Here is a 17,924-nt window from a genome sequence, read left to right as displayed (position 1 = left end):
GGCGCTATTGCGCGGCGGTTCGTGTGGCGAAGTCGGCGCGGAGGTCGTTCCAGCCGCTCTGGATGTGGGCGACCATGGCCTCGACCGCGAGGTCCATCTCGCCGGCCTCGATGTGGCGCAGGAAGACCTCGTGTTCGTCGACATGCTTCATGCGCCGCCCGCCGAGCTCCTGGCTGATGAAGGGGTACTTCGCCCACAGCACGCGGGCGAACTGCAGTGTCTGCGGTCGCTCGGCAAGCGCGTAGAGGCGGAAGTGGAAGCGGTAGTTCTCGGTCCGGCTGGCGAGGCGGTCCTGCCCGCCGGCGATGGCGGCGATGATGACCTGGCGGCGCCGCAGCTCCGCCAGCATGGCCGCATCCATCCGCTGCAGTGCGCGGGCGGTCAGGTCGCGCTCCAGCAGCAGCCGGAGGTCGAAGATCTCGCGAGCGGATTCCGGCGCGACGAGCGGCACGGTCAGCCCCTTGTGCGAGGCGCCCTCGACGAAGCCCTCGGCCTCCAGGATGTGCAGCGCCTCGCGGACGGGGGTGATGGAGACGCCCAGCTCCTGGGCGATGTCGAACTGCTTCAGCTTCATCCCGCGGGGATAGGCCCCCGCGATGATCCTTTCCCGCAGGATCTCGGCCACCTGATCCTGCTTGGTCTCGAACGCCATTCCCACCGTCTCCGATTCGTCGCGAAATCCGCGGTACGCCTAAGCCAGACCGCCGGTGCCTCCAATCTCACGAATTCGGTGTGCGGGCTAAATATAAATTATATAGGCACACGGAAATCGTGGCGCCCGATCGGTCCATCCCACGCCAACGGAGCCGCCGCATGACGGAGTCCTTCCGCCCCTATTCGGGCATCCGCATCCTCGACATGACGCACGACCTCGGCCGCTACGCCACGCGCCTCTTCGCGGATCTGGGCGCCGAGGTGATCCGGATCGAGCCGCCGGGCGGCCTGCCCGACCGCGCCCGCGACACCGCCGCCCGCCCGGGGGGGGCGGAGGCCTTCGCCTTCTTCAACGCCAGCAAGCAGAGCCTCGTGCTCGACCTGGCCGGCAACGAGGGCCGCGCGCGCCTCGCAGACCTCGCGCGCGAGGCTGCCATCGTGGTGATGGAGCGCGGCGGGCCGCTCTCCGCGGCGGAAATTCCCTGGCTGCGCGAGCTGAATCCCACCTCGGTCATCGCCTATGTCTCGCCCTATGGCCTCAGCGGCCCATGGGAGGACGCGCCGGCCTCGGACCTCACCATCCAGTCGGCGGGCGGCATCGCCTGGATGACCGGCCGCGGCGACGAGCCGCCGCTGCGCCTGCCCGGCGGACAGTCCGCGATGGTGACCTCGGTCTATGCGGGGGCGGCCATCGCCGTCTCGCTCTTCGATGCGGAGACGCGCGGCCGCGGCCACATCATCGACGTCTCCGGGCAGGAGTGCATCGCCCATTCCCTGCAGAACGCCATCCAGGTCTGGGACCTGGAGCGCCGCGTCTCGCACCGCGCCGGCGAGGGCACGCGCGACGCCAGCGAGAACATCTACGCCTGCCGCGACGGTCATGTCTTCCTGGCGTCGCCGCCCACCACGGGCGTCTCCTGGAAGTCGCTGGTGGCCTGGATGGGCGAGGTGAACCACCCCTCCTTCGTGCCGTTCAGCGATCCGAAGTGGCTCAGCCGCGCCTATCGCTCCACGCCGGAGGCACGCGCCGAGTTCCAGCCGATCTTCGAGGCCTTCACGCGCGATTTCACCCGGCAGGAGCTGGTCGAGAACGCGCTGAAGCGCCGGATCGTCATGGCCCCCGTCGCCCGCGTCCGCGACGTGCTGGACGACGAGCAACTCGCCTGGCGCGACTACTTCGTGCCGATGGGGGAGGGCGGTGCCCGCTTCCCCGGCGCGCCCTACAAGCTGTCCGAGCCGGTCTGGTCCGTCTCGCCGGCGCCGGCGCTCGGGCAGCGCTAGCGATGGGGGCGCTGTCGATGCGAGGGGCCCTGCCCCTCGCGCTCCCCGCCAGGGATTACAAATCCCTGGACCCTTTAACTGATCGAAGGTGCAGGAAACTGAGTTTCCTGCCGGGGTGCTCGAGGGGCGGAGCCCCTCGAAGTCGCTCCCCCCATCACTCGGCAAGGAGTCCCAGGGCATGAAACCCGACTTCCTCAACGGCATCCGCTTCACCGACCTGACCTGGGCCGGCGCGGGGCCCTTCGGCACCAAGGTGTTTTCCGACTTCGGCGCGGAGGTGCTCAAGATCGAGAGCATGTCGCGCCCCGATCCGGTGCGCCGCGGCGGGCCGTTCCGCGACGGCGTGGCCGGCACCAACCGCAGCGGCTACTTCGCCTCGCGCAACACCGGCAAGAAGTCGATCTCGCTCGACCTGAAGAGCCCGGAAGGCCATGCGATCGCGCTGAAGCTTATCGCCCAGTCGGACGTGGTGAGCAACAATTTCGGCCCCGGCGCCATGGAGCGGCTGGGCCTCACCTATGACGAGGTGCGGGCGGTGAAGCCCGATATCATCTACCTCTCCATGCCGATGTACGGCGAGGCGGGGCCGCTCTCCACGCTGCTCGGCGTGGGCATGACCATCGCCGCCGTCACCGGGATGATGTGGATGACCGGCTACGGCAATGGCGAGAAGCCGCTCGGCCCGGGCACGCATTACCCGGACCATGCGGCCAATCCCTATCACGCGGCCTTCGCCGTGCTCGCGGCGCTGCGCCACCGGCGCCACACGGGGCGGGGGATGAAGATCGACCTCAGTCAGGTGGAATCCACGGCGAATTTCGTAGGGGCTTCCCTGCTCGAAGCTTCGCAGACCAACGCCGAGCCCGAGCATACGGGCAACCGCTCGCGCGCGGACGCCCCGCACAATGTCTTCCGCTGCCAGGGCGAGGACGACTGGTGCGCCGTGGCGGTGGAGGCGGATGGCGAGTGGATCGCGCTGGCCGCGGCCATCGGACGGCAGGATCTGGCGGTGCGTGCGGACCTCTGCACCTCCGCCGGCCGCCTCGCGGCGCGGGCCGAGCTGGAGGAAGCGGTGGCCGCCTGGTGCGCGGGCCGCTCCGCGACGGAGGCGGCGGGCATTCTGCAGAATGCCGGCGTGCCGGCGGCACGCGTCGCCTCCTCGCGCGACCTGGTGGAGGACGACGCGCAGCTCGCCACGCGGGGCTTCTGGCAGCAGGTGGACCATCCGGAGATGGGTCCGGCGCTCTTCACCTCGCCGCCCTTCGTCATTGACGGTGAGCGGGTCGAGCTCGGGCGTCCGCCGCTCTTCGGCGAGCACACGGAGGAGGTGCTGATCGGGTTGCTCGGCATGAAACACGAAGAGATCGCGGCGCTCGCGGAGAGGAAGATCCTGGCATGAACCACGTGCAGCCCGACTACGCGCGCAAGCACCCCAGCCCACGCAACAGGCGCGCGGCCGCCGTGGTCGGCATCGGCCACACCGACTGGGTGGGCGACTGGGCCCGTTGCCGCGCCGGCGAGCAGCCGACAGATTCCTACGGCTACGGCATCCGCGCCTTCAACAACGCGCTGAAGGATGCCGGCATCTCCCGCGACGAGGTGGACGGCCTGATCGCCGGTCCCACCACGGCCTATGAGCGGCTGGGTGAGCTGACCGGCATCAATCCGCGCTGGGGCGACCAGGCGGATGCCGTGCTCGCCGTGGCGCAGGCGGTGATGGCGATCGAGGCCGGCTATGCCGAGGTGGTCGCGCTGGTCTACGGCAACGACCAGCGCAGCGTCGGCACGCAGTATGGCGGGCCAGAGGCGATGGGCGGCAACGCCTTCCTCTCCTACGTCTACCATTCGCCTTGGGGACTGACCTCGCAGGGCGCGCTCTATGCGCTGACCTTGCAGAGCTACAAGCATGCGCGCGGCTTCACCGAGGCGGAGATGGGCGAGGTGGCGGTCGCGCAGCGCGGCTGGTCCTCGATGAATCCCAACGCGATCATGCGCAAGCGCATCTCGATTGAGGACTACATGGCCTCGCCCTTCGTCTGCGAGCCGCTGCACCTCTTCGACTACTGCCTCATCAACGACGGCGGCGTGGCGCTCATCCTGGCCGAGGCCGAGCGGGCGAAGCGCATCACCGACAAGCCCGTCTTCATCGAGGGCGTGGGTCGCTTCGACCTCAACCGCGGCGCGACCAGCTTGGAGCCGCGCATCGACGATTTTTACCTGCCCGCGCAGCAGGCGGCGGCGGCGCAGTCCTACGATCTCTCGGGGCTAGGGCCGAAGGACATGGACGTCCTCCAGGTCTACGACAGCTTCTCCGTGCACGTGCCGCTGGCTTTGGAAGGCTACGGCTACTGCGGCGTCGGCGAGGTGGGAAAATTCCTGCGCGAGCAGGGCGTCGGCCCTGGCCAAAGGCAGCCGGTGAACACCAGCGGCGGGCATCTCTCGGAGACCTACATGCAGGGCTGGGCGCACCAGATCGAATGCGTGCGGCAGGTGCGCGGCGAATGCGGGGAGCGGCAGGTCGCGGATGCGCGCCATGCCCACTACACCTCAGACGTCGCGGGAAAATGCTTCTCGATCATCTACGGGCGGTGACGGACATGAACGCGATCGAAGCCAAGACCCCGAAGCCCGTCATGGGCCTCTACGACAAGCCGATGTGGGAGAGCATCTCGTCGCGGGCCATGCGCCTGCAACGCTGCCGCGCCTGCTCCTCCTGGCAGTACCCGCCGGGACCGGCCTGCCCGCAATGCCTCTCCTGCGACCTGGAATGGACGGAGGTCTCCGGGCGGGGGAGGATCCTGTCCTGGGTGGTGTTCCACCGGCAGTACCTGGCGGCCTATCCCGCGCCCTACAACTCCATCGCCGTGCGCCTGGAGGAGGGGCCGACGATGATCACCAACCTCGAGGGCGCCATGCCCGGACCGGACAGCATCGGGCGGGCCGTCCGGCTGATCTATGTCACGATGCCCGACGGGATGGTCCTGCCCCGCTTCGAGTTGGCGGATTGATCTAAGCCGCGCTCATGCGGGCGAAGAGCAGCAGGCACGCCGCGTAGAAGGCGGCGAGCAGCGCCGCCCCGGCGGGGTCGGCCCATCCTCGCCGCTCGGGCCCGGGGTGCAGCCACCAGCCCAACCCGCGCCCCGCCCACGGCACGAGCCGGCTCAGCAGCAGCACGCTGACGGCATTTCCCAGGAACAGCGCGAACCAGAAGGGCCAGCCGAAGCGGGCCACGAACAGCGGCGTCTGGACCCAATGGCCGAACAGGAACACCACCGGATAGAGCAGCGCCAGCACCACCATGTTCTGCTTCCAGGCCGGCGGCGCCGCGCCTGGCCTGGTTCCTCCATCGAACCACTGGTCGAAGCCCGTCCGCGCGATGCGCGCGCGATAGGTTTCGGTGAAGGCTTCGGCCTCCTTCACCAGCGCCAGGCGCACGGGCGAGGCGAGCCAGAGCTGCAGGTTCTCCTCGCTGTCGAAGCGCAGGATTCCGAGCCAGTCCTCCTGCACGCCGGGCACCGGCGGCTCGAAGCGGTAGCCCTGGAAGCCGGGCGCGCCCGCCTGCGCCGCGCCGACGCGCTGCTGCCAGGCCCGGAACGCCGCCTCGCCGCCCGGCTTCAGCCGCGTGGAGAAGACGACCGACACGGGCGCTGGTCGGGCGCCGCCCTCGAGGTCGGTGACGAGATGGACGTCGTCGCCGCCGGCGAGCAGCGGGGCGCCCTCCGCCAGCAGCGCGAGGCGCGCGGCGGAGTTCAGCCAGGCCAGGGCCGAGGGGGAATCCTGGAATCTCTGCAGCACCACCCAGTCCATCTGGCCCGGCGGATGAGGCGGCAGCAGCGACTGGTCGAGGAAGCCCGGCTGGTCCGCGACCACAGCGCTGATCCTGGCCTGCCAGCGCCCGAAGCCCTGCTCCTCGCCAGGCTGCGCGCGGGTCTGGGTGATGACCGTGACGGGTTGTAGAGGGGCAGCGCTCATGCGGATGCGTCGAGGCCTTCGAAGATGTGGTCCGGCGTCAGCGGCAGGTGGGCGAAGCGCCGTCCGGTTGCTTTCGCCAGCGCATTCGCGATGGCCGGCGCGATGGGGTTGATGGCGCATTCGCCCTGCGACTTCGCGCCGAGCGGGCCGATGCGGTCATAGGTGTCCGCGAACATCACCTCGCTCGCGGGGACGTCGGCGAAGGAGGGGATGCGGTAGTTGCGCAGGCTCGGATTGACCACGTTTCCCCCGGCGCCATGGACGAAGTTCTCGGTCAGGGCCCAGCCGAATCCCATCCCGATCGAGCCGTCGATCTGGCCGCGGCACTGCTCCGGGTTGATGGGACGACCGATGTCGGCCGCATGGACGCTGTGCAGGATGCGGATCTCGCCGGTGACGCGGTGCACCGCGAGCCGCACGCCATGCACGTTGAACGCGACCGTGCGCGGCGCGAGGTAGCTCTTGCGCTTGGCCTGGAAGCGGTGGCCGGCGGCCATCCCTGCCGGGAACAGCTGGGAGAGCGGGGTCCGGCGGTTGCCGTGATGCACGCCGCCCGCGACGAGCGCGCAATGCGCACGCTCCGTGCCGGTGTGCCGGCTGGCGAAGTCCAGGATGTTCTCGCGCAGCGCGATCGCAGTGAGCTCCACCGCCTTGCCGGCCACTACGGTGCCGGTGCTGGCGAAGGTGCCGGTGTCGTAGGGCGCGAGGTCGGTGTCGGCATTGACGATGGCGATGTCGGCCGCGCGGCAGCCCAGGACCTCGGCTGCGATCTGCCGGTGGGAGGTGACCGAGCCGTTGCCCATTTCCGTCGAGCCCACGGCCAGGTGGTAGCTGCCGTCCGCCAGCAGCCGCATCTGGGCGGAGGAGCGGTGCTCGGTCGGCGGGCCGCATTCCAGCATGGCCAGCGCGGCCCCGGAGCCCTCCAGCCAGTCCGCGTCCTCCGGACAGGCCGCTCCGCGCCCGCTCGCGAGCGCCTGCTCCACGAGGTCCAGGCACTGGTCCAGCCCGTAGCTGCCGAAGTCGATGTCGGAGGTCTCCGGCCAGATCGCCTCCATCCAGTCGCCCGGACGGATCATGTTGAGCCGGCGTAGCGCCAGCGGGTCGAGGCCCAGCTTCCGCGCGAGGTCGTCCATCGCGCATTCGACGGCGAAGGTCGTCTGCGACGCGCCATAGCCGCGGAAGCCGCCGCCCGGCACGAGGTTGGTGTAGACGGCCGAGCCCTCGGCCTTCTTGTTGGCGCAGCGGTAGACCATCACCGGCCCGGAGAGCGAGGCCGCCAGCGTCTCGCTGGCGTGGCCGCCATAGGCGCCCGTGTTGGAGACCACGCCGATCTCGATGGCCGTCAGCCTGCCGTCCCGCCGCGCGCCGAGCTTCACCCGCGTGGTCATCTGGTGGCGCGTGGTGGCCGCGGTGAACTGCTCCTCGCGCGTGTACTCCCAGGCGACGGGGCGGCCGGTCAGGAGGGTCGCGAGGACGCAGAGATCCTCGGTGACCATCTCCTGCTTGCCGCCGAAGCCGCCGCCGACGCGCTCGGTGAAGACGTGCAGGTCGCGCGCTCTGAGGCCGAAGAGATACGACAGCTTCTGCTGGACGATGAAGGGCGCCTGCGAGCTGGTGCGCACATGGACGCGGCCGTCCGGCCCGCGCCAGGCGATGGTGCCGTGGGTCTCCAGATGGACGTGCTGCACGCGGGAGGTGGAGTAGCTGCCCTCGTGCATCACCTCGGCTTCGGCGAAGCCCTCGGCCACGCTGCCAACCTCGCTGCGGATGTCGACATAGACGTTGCCGCGCGCGCCGTAGCCGGGCTTGTCGTGCAGCATGGGCGCGTCCGGCCGCATGGCCGCCACGGGGTCGAAGACCGCGGGCAGCAACTCGTACTCGACTTCGATGAGCCCTATGGCGGCCTCGGCGACGGCCTCGCTCTCGGCGACCACGGCGGCCACCCGTTGGCCGGCGAAGCGCACGACGTCGTCCAGCATGTAGGTGTCGTCGGGGTCGACGAGATGGTCCTCATGCGTCGCCGTGCTGTAGAGCCGGCGCGGCACGTCCTCCCAGGTCAGGACGGCGGCGACGCCGGCCATCGCCTGGGCGCGCGCCCGCTCGATCCTGATGATGCGGGCGTGGGCGTGCGGCGAGCGCAGCACCTTGATGTGCAGCAGGCCCTCGACGGCCACATCCATGGTGTAGCGGGCCGTGCCGGTGACGATCGCCTCGCCGAAGGGATTGCCGAGGCTGGCCCCGCAGGCGGAGCCGGCGACATCGGCGTCGGGCCGGCCGAGGCCAAGCACCGCATCCGCGACGGAGCGGTAGCCGGTGCAGCGGCAGAGATTGCCCTTGAGCGCATGCGGCAGGTCCTGCCGCTGCGCCTCGTCCAGCGCGGCGGCGGTCATGATCATGCCGGCCGTGCAGAAGCCGCACTGGAAGCCGGCCGCATCGAGGAAGGCCTGCTGCATGGGGTGAAGGTGCCCCGGCTGCCCCAGGCCGCGGATGGTGGTGACGGCGCGACCCTCGGCGCGGAAGGCAGGTGTGATGCAGGAATGCACGGGCATGCCGTCGAGCCAGACGGTGCAGGCGCCGCAATCCCCGGCGTCGCACCCCTTCTTAACGCCGAAGGACCTCTGCTCGCGCAGGAAGGTGCGGAGGCATTGCCCTGGCCGCGGCGCCGCGTCGACCGGCTGGCCGTCGACGGTGAACAGGGAGGCGGCGACGTCGTTCATGCCGCTAGTTCCTCGCGGATCTGCTCGGCGAAGTGGCAGGCGACGTGCCGCTTGTAGGCGGCCGAGCCGTGCACGTCCGGAAACCAATGGTCGGGCGCGACGGCGCGGTCGATGGCCTCGCGCAGCTCCGTGGCCGTCGGCGTGGCGGGAAAGCGGAGCTGCATCGGCCGGCGGGTGGCGGCCGTGATGGTGAGCAGAAGGTCCGCCGACGCCCCGCGCGTGCCGATGACGAGGGCCGCCGAGCGGCCGAGCTTCGTCAGCGACATGTGCCGCATCGCATAGGCCTTAGTCAGCGTGGCCGCCGGCAGGTGGATGCTGCGCAGCAGGTCGCCCGGCTGCAGCACGTTCGTGTGGTTGCCGGTGACGAAGTCGGCGACGGGGATCGTCCATGGTGCGCCGGCGCGGGGCCAGATCGTGCAGACTCCCTCCAGCGCGGCGGTCAGCGAGATCATCGGTCCCGCCGGCAGCGACATGCAGACATTTCCGCCGACCGTCGAGGCATTCCAGATCTTGAAGGAGGCGAGGAAGGCCTCGCAGCATTCGCGCGCCAGCGGAAGGGCCGTCCAGCTCTCCGGCCCCGTGAAGTCGTAGAGCTCGGTGATGCGGCAGGTCGCCGCAATGGTCAGCCCGTCGTCGCCGATTTCCAGCGCCGGCCAGCGGAGGCCGGCGAGATCCACGAGCGTGTCGGTCCGCGGCTGCGGCTCGGAGAAGAGCCAGGTCCCGCCGGCGAGCCAGGCATGGCCCTCGCCCCAGCCGGCGATCTCCTCCACACGGCTGGGCCGGAGCAGCGTCCGGACGACGTTGAGGTCCATGGCGGCGGGCTCAGGGCAGCTCGGCGAGGGAGGTCGGCCCCGGCCCGGTCGTGATGAGCATCGGCCATTGGTTCGAGCCGAAGGGCACGGCCGGCGGCAGCACCGGCTGCATGCCGCGGCGCGTGGTCTCGGCGATGATCGCGGCGCGGGCGTCGCCGCCCATGAGCTCGTAGTCCATGAGACGGTAGTTGCCGAAGAAGACGGAGCCCACCGTACGGTCCGCGATGATCCGCGTCAGCGATTCCAGCAGGTCCGCCTGGGTGGAGGTGAAGGAGATGGTCTCGATCAGCAGCAGCCGGTCGTTGATGGCCTCGGCCCCGAAGAACTGCGCGAGCACGCTGAAGAGGATGTTGTTCTGCCGCGCCACGTAGATGGTGTTGCTGGCGGCATAGGCCTTGTCCCAGTCGCCGCCGAGCATGGCCTTCCACTGCTCCAGGACGCCCATCCAATGCGCGACCTGGGTCTGCGCCGCCCAGGCGATCGCATGGGCCAGGAAGGGCCGCTGCCGCGCGCCATAGGCCTCGAGGTCGGCGGTGGTGATGACGCCCTTCCCCGCCGCGGCGTCCATGAAGGCGATGTTGTTCTGGAGGATCGCCCGGCTGTTGGCGCGCCAAGCCTCAGGCACTCCGGACTGGTCGAGCGTCTCGAGCGCCGAGGCCATGCGCGAGCGGAAGGCCAGCATGGGCGCGCGCCAGGCCTGGTTGGCGGGATTGTCGAGATAGGGGCCGACCACCTGGGTGATCGCCAGCGTGCTGTGGCCCAGGGACTTGAGCAGCTGGTAGACGGCGGGCACCTGCGGCGCCTCGAGCGGCTCCTGGCCCGGCCGGTACAGGATCAGCCGCCCCCCGGCGCCGGAGAACATGCCGAGGATGACGGGATGCCGGTTGAGGATGTTGCGCTGGAACACCCGTGCCGCGTCGCCGTAGAGCTCGAACATGGCCGTGTTCAGCGCGAGGATGTTCCGGTCGGCAACCGCCTGGGGCGGCGTGTCGAGCGTTCCCGCGATGGGGCGCAAGGCCGTCGATAGATCTGCCGCCCCGGACGGCGATGCTGTCGCGATCCAGCCGAGGGCGGCGATGGCGAAGCGCAACCGCGCGATACGTAGGGCCATGGGTATCCTCTTATCGGTCAGGGATTTGCCATCGGCCAAACGGGCCGGCGGGTGCTCAGGCTGTTGGGGGAGTTTGAACCGAAGGAGGCGCGCGTTCAACAAAGGCGAGTCCCGAGCGACCCGCCGGCGCGCTCGCTTTGAGCATCGGAGAACAGGAACCGGGTCGCAACGGCCGCGATCCGCTCGAGGCTACCCCGCCGACAGGAACCGACGGAGAAGCACGGCCAGCCCGGGGTACTGCGCAGCGAGGGTGACGGCGTGGCTCGGCCCGTCCTCCTCCTGCAGCACTACCAGCTCGGTTCCGGGCATGATCTCCAGCAGCCGCTGTCCCTGCCGGCCGATCGTCTTGTCCTCGGTCGGCGTCACGACCTCGATCAGCAGGGTCGGGGCCGCGATGCGCCGGAGGTCGGTGCCGAGGTCGTAGGCGAAGTTCGCCTCGTAGGTCCTGGCCGCGTCGGGCAGCGCCTGCACCCGGTCGATGGTGGCGGCCCGCGCGCGCTCGAATTCCGCTGGATTGTGCGGCGGCGAGAAGAGCGAGCCGTGCCACCAGATGTCCGAGATCCGGCGGAACCCCGTGGCCCAGAGCTTCAGCAGCTCCGCCGCCTCGCTGCCCCGCTCCCCGAAGTAGTGCGAGACATTGCCCAGGATCACGGCGTCCCGGTGCGCCTTGTCCGGCACGAGGCTATGCGACTGTCCCGCGAGCACGACGCGGTCCACGCGGTCGGGCCAGCGCGCCGCGAGCGCGGCCCCGATCTTGTTGCCGGTCTGGAAGCCGTAGAAATGCGCCCGCTCGATGCCGAGCGCATCCAGCACGCTCACGACATTGCCGGCGAGCGCCTCGATCCCGGCGCCATCAGGCAGCGGGTCCGAATTGCCGCAGCCCATCACGTCGATGGCCAGGACGCGGAAATCCGGTGACAGAAGCTGGATCAGCCCGTCGAAGACGCGGGCGGATCGGCCGGCCGAGCCGATCAGGACCAGGGGCGGGCCCTCGCCCTCGGTGACGTAGTGGATCTGGCCCTGCGGAGCGTCGACGTAGCCGCGCTTCAAGGCGTCAGCCCCGCCGCGGCCGCCGCTTCGCGCGTGCGGGACAATTCACCGCGGATGAATTCGGCGAAGCCGGCGGAGGTCTGTTCCGCCTCGGCCGAGACCTCGCCCCCGGCCTCGGTGATGCGGCTCTGGAAGACTGGCTCCGCGATCGATGCGATCATGGCCCTGCGCAGGCTCTCCATGATGTCCACGGGCATGCCGACCGGCGCCAGCAGCCCGACGAAGCTCCCGGCCGTGAAGTTGGGCACTCCGCCCTCGATGAAGGTCGGCACGTCCGGCAGCTGGGGCGAGCGATGGGTGGAGGCGATGGCCAGGATGCGGACGTCGCCCGAGCGGTGCATGGGCAGGGCGGTGTTCAGCTCGAAGACGGCGCCATCCACCACGCCGGAGATGACGTCGGCGCCGACCGAGCCGCCGCCCCGATAGGGCACGTGCAGCAGGTTCGCGCCGGTCGCCGCCTTGAAGCGCTCCAGCGTCAGATGCGTCACCGTCCCGGTGCCGGTCGAGGCGAAGCCCAGCCCGTCGGGGCGCGACTTCGACAGCGCCACGAGCTCCGCCAGGCTGCGCGCCGGCAGGTCGCGCTTCGCCACCAGCGCCAGCGGCACGCGGCTCGCCATGGCGATCGGCGCGAGGTCGCGCAGCGGGTCGTAGGTGAGGTTGGCCTGGAGAACCGGATTGACCGTCAGCGGTCCGTTGGAACCGGCGAGCAGCGTGTAGCCGTCCGGCCGCGCGCGCACGACGGCATCCGCGCCCACGCCGCCGCCGGCGCCCTGCCGGTTCTCCACCACGACGGGCTGACCGAGCCGGGCGGAGAGCCCGGGCCCCAGCAGCCGCGCCACGATGTCCACATTGCCGCCGGGGGCGTAGGGCACGATCACGCGGATCGGCCGGTCGGGGAAGGCGGCCTGGGCCGTGCCGGCGGCGAAGAGAGCCGGAAGACCGGACAGCAAGGCCCGGCGCATCGTCTTCATGGGATCCTCCTGTGCCTCCGGACGCGTTGCAGGATCCGGTTCGACGCGGGGACTATAAGCGCGCCGGGAAGCCCGCCGTTATTCAGCGATACCGAATGGTGTTTTTGGACGGCGAGGGCCGTCGAACTTCCCACAGCGCGGCTATGCTCGCGTCAAGCGCCCGAAGGGGCGAGGGCATGCGGCGATCCTCCCTTCGCGCGGCCCGTATGAGGGAATGTTGTCGCATGCGCCTCTGGTACCAATCCCTGACGCGGCCAGACGCCTGGCCGGCCTACAATGCCGCGCTCCGGCGCCTCCTCGACCAGGCCGCGGATCCCGGCACGACCATCGACGTGCACGGCATCGAGCAGCGCGGCGGCATCGGCGACCAGTACCGCTACCTGGAATTCATCGAGACCATCGAGGTGCTGGAGAACGTCCGCCGCGCCGAGGCCGAGGGCTATGACGCCGTGTTGCTCGGCAACATCGCCGATCCTGGCCTGCAGCAGGCGCGCGAGCTGGCCGGCATCCCTGTGCTGGGTCTCTGCGAGACCGTCGTGCACCTCTCTTGCATGATGGGCTCGCGCTTCGGCATCGTCGCCTCCAACGACAAGCACCGCGTGAAGGTCGAGGAGAACATCACCGCCTACGGGCTGCGCAGCCGCCTCGTGGCGAGCGGCCGGATGCAGGTCGTGCGGCTGGTCGACCTCGATCTCGGCTTTCGCGATCCCGCTGCGCGGGACGACCTGCTCGCCCGCTTCATCGCGGCGGCCGAGGAGGTCTCGGCCGCCGGGGCCGAGGTGGTGATCCCGGCCGTGGGCGTGGTGATGACGCTGGTCGCGGAAGCCGGGATCACCAGGCTCCCCGGCGGCGCCATCATCCCCAACGGCGTCGCCGCGCTCGTGAAGGCCGGCGAGATGGCCGTGAAGCTCCGCGCGCTGCAGGGCGGCAACTTCACCAGCCGGCGCCTCGCCTATGCCCGCCCGCCCGAGGCGCAGATGGACGAGCTGACCAAGGCCTATGGCGGCATCTACGCCAGCGGCCAGGAGGAATGACCATGATCGATCGGCGCCTCCTCCTCGGGGCGGGCCTGCCCCTTGCGCTGCCCGGGACGCTGCGGGCGCAGGGCGCCTATCCCGACCGGCCGGTCCGGCTGATCGTCTCCTTCTCCGCCGGCGGGTTCAACGACATCCTCGCGCGCTTCATGGCGCAGGGCGCGAGCTCCGTCCTGGGCCAGCCCGTGGTGGTCGAGAACCGGCCCGGCGGTGCCGGCATGCTGGGCAGCGAGCTCGTCGCGCGGGCGCCGGCGGATGGCTACGTGCTGCTCATGGCCTCGGTGCCGCATGTGGTGAGCCCCCTCATGTCGGTCCGCCCCGCCTATGACCCGGTCCGCGACTTCGCCGGGGTCATCCTGGCGGCCGAGGTCCCCAATGTGCTGGTGGTGCATCCGAGCGTGCCGGCGCGGACGCTGCCGGAGCTCATCGCGCTGATCCGGGCCAATCCCGGCCAGTACAGCTACGCGTCCAACAGCGTCGGCGGCAGCTCGCATCTCGGCATGGAGCTGTTCAAGCTGCGGACCGGCGGACTGGACATCACCCACGTGCCCTATCGCGGCAGCGCGCCCGCCATGGCGGACCTGCTGGCCGGCCGGGTGCAGATGACGATCGATAACCTGAACTTCCAGCTCCCCTCCATCCAGGAGGGCAAGCTGCGGGCCATCGCGGTCACGACGCTGGAGCGTGTGCCGGCCCTGCCCGACGTGCCGACCGCGAGCGAGTCCGGCCTTCCCGGCTTCGTGGCGGGCCCTTGGTTCGGGGTCCTGGCGCCCGCCGGCACCCCGGTGCCGGTGGTCGCCCGGCTGAACGAGGTCTTCACGCGCGTGCTGCGGGCACCCGATGTGGCGGCCCGGCTGCCCGGCGCGCGCATCATCGCGGCCGGGCCCGAGGAGACGATCCGCTTCATGGCCGAGGAGCAGACGCGCTGGGCCGAGGTGGTCCGGGCAGCGAATATTCGGATCGAGTGAGGCGAGGGCTCTGCCCCTTCTGTCATGCCTTCACCTGCGCCTTCGGAGCCAACCGATGGCCCAATGCCGGCCGCTCCAAGCGAGCCATTGGGTGCCGAATGCTCTCCCAGGGCCGAGCAACGTCCCACTTGCGGAGCGGCCATATTTTCTCATTTTTCGGAATAATTCTACTCGATTTTCGAAAATACGGTTGAGCGCGCGGAAGCGGCTTGGCAAACCCTGGCCACCCGCAACCGCAAGCCCGGTGGCCGTCAAAGCCACCGGCCGCGTAGCAGAGAGCCGCCCCGCATGTCTCAAGGGTTCGACGTCGACCAGATCCGCGCGCTGTTCCCCGTGACCGAGCGGATGCTTTACCTGGACAGCGCGCATCAGGCGCCGCTCTCAACCCCTGTCCGCGCCGCGCTGCTCCGTTTCTACGACGAGGGTCTCGACGCGGCTGGCCCTAAGCCCGTGTGGCTGGCGCGGGTGGAACAGATCCGTGCGCGCGTGGCTCGCCTCATTGGCGCCGAGCCCGGAGAGGTCGCCTTCACCAAGAACACATCGGAAGGCCTCAACATCGCCGCCAACGCCCTGCCGCTCCGCGAGGGCGACGAGGTGCTGATGGTGCACGGCGACCATCCCAACAATGCCTACGCCTTTCTCAACCTTCGCCGGCGCGGCGTGGTGGTGCGCTTCCTGCCGCTTGAGGGCGAGACGGCGACGGCGGAGACCTTCGCGCCGCACATCACGCCTCGCACCCGCGCCATTTCGCTGTCTCACGTCACCTTTCACGCCGGCCACCGCTTCGATCTCGAGGGGATCGGAGCGCTTTGCCGACAGCACGGCCTGTTTCTGGTGGTGGACGCCATGCAGTCGCTCGGAGTGCTGCCCTTCGACGTCAAGCGCATCGGAGCCTCCATGGTCGCGGCCGGCTGCCACAAGGGCCTGCTCGTGCCGCAGGGCCTCGGCCTGCTCTACGTCGACGGGGCGCTCTCGCACCTGCAGCCGGCCTACCTCGCCGCCTCCAGCCTCGCCGACCCGCCGGCCGACCTCGTCGCGCGGCCGGACGACATCGCGCTCAGAGCCGGCGCGGGCCGGTTCGAGATGGGCAACCTGAACCTGCCCGACATCCACGCCCTCGACGCGGCGCTCGATCTGATCGAGGGCGCGGGCGTCGCCCCTATCGAGCAGCATGTTCTCGACCTGGGCGAGCGGCTGATCGCCGGATTGGACGCGCTGGGGATCGGCATCGTCGGGCCGCGCGCCCGGCGCTGGCGGTCGCACATCATAGTCCTCGACCTGCCCGTGGAGGCCTGGCTGGAGCATCTCGCGTCCCATGACGTGCGCATCTCGCCCGAGCGCGACGGCATCCGCGTCTCCTTCGCTCTGTTCAACACCGAGGTCGATGTCGATCGGCTGCTGAGCATCATCCGCGCCAAGCTGGCGACGAAGCATCCGGCCCGGCAGGTGGCTTGACGACGCGGCTCCGCCCGTGACTCAGACGCCAAGACACGCGGAAGGGCCGACCGGAAAGGCGCTGGCCGTCCTGTCGTCGGTGGCGGACAAGCGTCGCCCGGTCGCAATCGCCGACCTCGCCACGACGTTGGATCTGCCCCTGCCCACGGCCCACCGCATCGTCGCGCAACTGCTGGAAACCGGCTGGCTCCAGCGCGCCGCGACATCCCGGCGCGTCTCGGTCGGGCCACGATTGATCGAGATGGCCTGGTCGGTCGCCGCGGCGGCCTTCGGTGACGCGGCGCGGGATGCCATCCTGCGGGACCTTGCCGAGGAACTCGGCGAGCAGGTGGAGGTCGGCACGGTGCGTGCGGGGCAGGTGGTCTATCTGGCCACCGCGCGTGCCGTCCGCCCTGCCAGCCTGCAGTTCGAGCCGGGGCGCCGGGCGCCGCTTCACTGCACCTCCACCGGCAAGCTGCATTTGGCCGAGATGTCGTCGGCCGCGCGGGAGCGCCTCGTGCGCAGCCTCGTGCTGGAACGCCACACGCCGAAGACCGTCACCGACGCCGACGCCCTGCTCGCCGAGCTCGAGACGGTGCGCGCGGAGGGCTTCGCCCTGACTTCGGAGGAGCTCGTGGAGGGCGTGGCTGGCGGCGCCGTTCCCATCCGCGACACCCAGGGCCGCATGGTCGCGGCCCTGGGCCTGACCGTGCCGCTGGCCCGCCTGGGCGAGGGCGGCCTGCGCGCGCTGATTCCCACCCTGCGGCGTACGGCCGCCGCCCTGTCCGCCAGCCTCGAATCCGACGAACCGGACGACTCGTTTCCCACCGCAGAGGAGCCAACCCCATGAAGCTTTCCCTCCTGGCCGCAATGGCCGCGCTTCCGCTTGTCCTCCCCAGCCTCGCCCAGGCCGGACCCACGCGCGACGCCGTGCGGGCCCGAGGGCAGCTGGTGTGCGGCGTCAATCAAGGCGTGGCGGGCTTCTCGGCCCCCGACAGCCGCGGCAACTATCAGGGGCTGGACGCGGATTTCTGCCGCGCCGTGGCCGCCGCCGTGCTGGGTGACAGCGAGCGCGTGCGCTTCGTGCCGACTTCCTACCAGACGCGCTTCACCGCGCTGCAATCGGGCGAACTGGACCTGCTGGCGCGCAACGTCACCCAGACCCTGACGCGCGACACGGCCTTGGGGTTCAACTTCGCCGGCGTGAATTTCTATGACGGGCAGGCCTTCATGGTGACGCGCCAGTCCGGCGTGACGGCGGCGCGGCAGCTGGACGGCGCCACCGTCTGCGTGCTTCCGGGCTCGACTACCGAGCTGAACCTCGCGGACTTCAACCGCCGCGAGAACATCCAGCTGCGCCCCGTGGTGCTCTCCTCGATGGACGAGATGACCGCCGCCTACCAGGCTGGGCGGTGCGATGCCATCACGACCGATTCCTCGCAGCTCGCGGCGCTGCGGAGCTCGGCGCTGCGCAACCCGAACGACCACGTCATCCTGCCGGACCGCATCAGCAAGGAGCCGCTGGGCCCGATGGTCCGGCACGGCGACGAGGAGTGGCGCGACATCGTCGCCTGGACGCTCATGCTGCTGATCGAGGCGGAGGAAGTCGGGCTGACGCGGGAGAACGTCGAGGCGATGCGCCGGTCGCCCGATCCCAACATCCAGCGCATCCTGGGCGTCACGCCGGGCTTCGGGCGGGCGCTGGGCCTGTCGGAGGATTGGGCTTTCCAGGTGCTGCGCCGTGTCGGCAACTACGGCGAGATCTTCGAGCGCAACCTCGGCCGGGGCTCCCCGGTCGGATTGGAGCGCGGCCTGAACAATCTGTGGACCCGCGGCGGGCTGCTCTACGCCATCCCGTTCCGCTGAGCTGGACCCTTCAACTGATCGGAGATGCAAGAACCTGAGGTTCCTGCTGGGGTT

General features: G+C 70.2%; 16 protein-coding genes. 9 read left to right on the top strand and 7 right to left on the bottom strand.

What is annotated here, in order from left to right:
* Nucleotides 1–4: 4 nt before the first annotated feature.
* The gene (locus AC1ROY_RS25610; RefSeq protein ID WP_493151745.1) at nt 5–652 is read right to left on the bottom strand and encodes a GntR family transcriptional regulator; all 648 of its coding nucleotides are present in this window, start codon (nt 650–652) and stop codon (nt 5–7) included.
* 161 nt (nt 653–813) lie between these two features.
* Between AC1ROY_RS25610 and AC1ROY_RS25605 the strand changes: the two genes are divergently transcribed.
* The 4 genes from AC1ROY_RS25605 (at nt 814) to AC1ROY_RS25590 (ending at nt 4,943) form a co-directional block, all read left to right on the top strand.
* Complete coding sequence (locus tag AC1ROY_RS25605; protein ID WP_493151744.1) at nt 814–1,935, top strand: CaiB/BaiF CoA transferase family protein; 1,122 nt, start codon at nt 814–816, stop codon at nt 1,933–1,935.
* A 178-nt stretch (nt 1,936–2,113) separates the two neighbouring features.
* Complete coding sequence (locus tag AC1ROY_RS25600; protein WP_493151743.1) at nt 2,114–3,334, top strand: CaiB/BaiF CoA transferase family protein; 1,221 nt, start codon at nt 2,114–2,116, stop codon at nt 3,332–3,334.
* Nucleotides 3,331–4,527, top strand: a complete 1,197-nt coding sequence (locus AC1ROY_RS25595; RefSeq protein ID WP_493151742.1) for a thiolase family protein — start codon at nt 3,331–3,333, stop codon at nt 4,525–4,527. Before AC1ROY_RS25600 ends, AC1ROY_RS25595 begins: the two co-directional genes overlap by 4 nt.
* 5 nt (nt 4,528–4,532) lie before the next feature.
* The gene (locus AC1ROY_RS25590) at nt 4,533–4,943 is read left to right on the top strand and encodes a Zn-ribbon domain-containing OB-fold protein (protein WP_493151741.1); all 411 of its coding nucleotides are present in this window, start codon (nt 4,533–4,535) and stop codon (nt 4,941–4,943) included.
* Nucleotide 4,944: 1 nt separating this feature from the next.
* Here the strand turns inward: AC1ROY_RS25590 and AC1ROY_RS25585 are convergent, their stop codons facing one another.
* The 6 genes from AC1ROY_RS25585 to AC1ROY_RS25560 form a co-directional block, all read right to left on the bottom strand.
* Nucleotides 4,945–5,907, bottom strand: coding sequence for an antibiotic biosynthesis monooxygenase (locus AC1ROY_RS25585; protein WP_493151740.1), 963 nt, complete (start codon nt 5,905–5,907; stop codon nt 4,945–4,947).
* Complete coding sequence (locus AC1ROY_RS25580) at nt 5,904–8,624, bottom strand: molybdopterin-dependent oxidoreductase (protein WP_493151739.1); 2,721 nt, start codon at nt 8,622–8,624, stop codon at nt 5,904–5,906. The genes AC1ROY_RS25585 and AC1ROY_RS25580 overlap by 4 nt, the downstream gene beginning before the upstream one ends.
* Nucleotides 8,621–9,436, bottom strand: a complete 816-nt coding sequence (locus AC1ROY_RS25575) for an FAD binding domain-containing protein (protein WP_493151738.1) — start codon at nt 9,434–9,436, stop codon at nt 8,621–8,623. Before AC1ROY_RS25575 ends, AC1ROY_RS25580 begins: the two co-directional genes overlap by 4 nt.
* Nucleotides 9,437–9,446: 10 nt before the next feature.
* Nucleotides 9,447–10,547 (bottom strand): hypothetical protein, encoded by a 1,101-nt coding sequence (locus tag AC1ROY_RS25570; RefSeq protein WP_493151737.1) that lies wholly within the window; start codon nt 10,545–10,547, stop codon nt 9,447–9,449.
* A 189-nt stretch (nt 10,548–10,736) separates the two neighbouring features.
* Nucleotides 10,737–11,597, bottom strand: a complete 861-nt coding sequence (locus AC1ROY_RS25565) for an alpha/beta fold hydrolase (protein ID WP_493151736.1) — start codon at nt 11,595–11,597, stop codon at nt 10,737–10,739.
* Complete coding sequence (locus AC1ROY_RS25560; RefSeq protein ID WP_493151735.1) at nt 11,594–12,568, bottom strand: Bug family tripartite tricarboxylate transporter substrate binding protein; 975 nt, start codon at nt 12,566–12,568, stop codon at nt 11,594–11,596. Before AC1ROY_RS25560 ends, AC1ROY_RS25565 begins: the two co-directional genes overlap by 4 nt.
* Nucleotides 12,569–12,792: 224 nt before the next feature.
* Between AC1ROY_RS25560 and AC1ROY_RS25555 the strand changes: the two genes are divergently transcribed.
* From AC1ROY_RS25555 to AC1ROY_RS25535, 5 genes are all read left to right on the top strand, one after another.
* On the top strand, nt 12,793–13,602 hold the full coding sequence (locus AC1ROY_RS25555; RefSeq protein ID WP_493151734.1) for an aspartate/glutamate racemase family protein: 810 nt from the start codon (nt 12,793–12,795) through the stop codon (nt 13,600–13,602).
* Nucleotides 13,603–13,604: 2 nt separating this feature from the next.
* A complete protein-coding gene (locus AC1ROY_RS25550; protein ID WP_493151733.1) occupies nt 13,605–14,570 on the top strand; it encodes a Bug family tripartite tricarboxylate transporter substrate binding protein in 966 nt (321 codons plus the stop codon).
* 288 nt (nt 14,571–14,858) lie between these two features.
* Nucleotides 14,859–16,025 carry an aminotransferase class V-fold PLP-dependent enzyme gene (locus tag AC1ROY_RS25545; protein ID WP_493151732.1) on the top strand — a complete coding sequence of 389 codons (1,167 nt, stop codon included), beginning with the start codon at nt 14,859–14,861 and terminating at the stop codon, nt 16,023–16,025.
* A gap of 16 nt (nt 16,026–16,041) precedes the next feature.
* Entirely contained in the window at nt 16,042–16,854 is an 813-nt protein-coding gene (locus AC1ROY_RS25540; protein WP_493151731.1) for an IclR family transcriptional regulator, read from the top strand.
* Nucleotides 16,851–17,870 carry an amino acid ABC transporter substrate-binding protein gene (locus AC1ROY_RS25535; RefSeq protein WP_493151730.1) on the top strand — a complete coding sequence of 340 codons (1,020 nt, stop codon included), beginning with the start codon at nt 16,851–16,853 and terminating at the stop codon, nt 17,868–17,870. Before AC1ROY_RS25540 ends, AC1ROY_RS25535 begins: the two co-directional genes overlap by 4 nt.
* Nucleotides 17,871–17,924 lie beyond the last annotated feature (54 nt).

It is taken from the genome of Roseococcus sp. GW821-FHT12F05, from assembly GCF_058806835.1.
This window is presented reverse-complemented; position numbering and strand designations above follow the sequence as displayed.